The sequence below is a fragment of the Alcanivorax sp. UBA3183 genome, from assembly GCF_002364155.1.
GTDB classification, from domain to species: Bacteria; Pseudomonadota; Gammaproteobacteria; order Pseudomonadales; family Alcanivoracaceae; genus Alcanivorax; species Alcanivorax jadensis.
This window is the reverse complement of the sequence record NZ_DEXN01000035.1, coordinates 2,330-2,566: the sequence shown is the minus strand read 5'-3', so window position 1 is coordinate 2,566 and position 237 is coordinate 2,330. Positions and strand designations below refer to the sequence as shown.

The window sequence follows — 237 nt, the reverse complement described above, 5'->3', positions numbered from 1 at the left end:
CGCGGCTCAAGCGCCGCTCCTACTGGAGTGAAGATTAGGTTATCTCAGTCTTTGTCATCGGCCTGTGAGGCTAGCAGGCATGCCTCGATCACCGCAAAGCGATCCTGCCCCCAGACCATGGTGTTTTCGGTCAGGAAGCTGGGTACGCCCCAACTGCCGGCGGCCATCATGGCGTTGCGGTTGTCTTCGGCACGGTCGCGCCAGCTGTCGTCGTCCAGCCAGCGGCGGGCCCGGTTC

At 63.3% G+C, this 237-nt stretch carries 1 pseudogene; it reads right to left on the bottom strand.

Annotated features, from left to right (window positions below):
• Nucleotides 1-44: 44 nt before the first annotated feature.
• Nucleotides 45-237, bottom strand: a pseudogene (locus tag B3Q33_RS11515) (2-hydroxychromene-2-carboxylate isomerase); the annotation flags it as partial.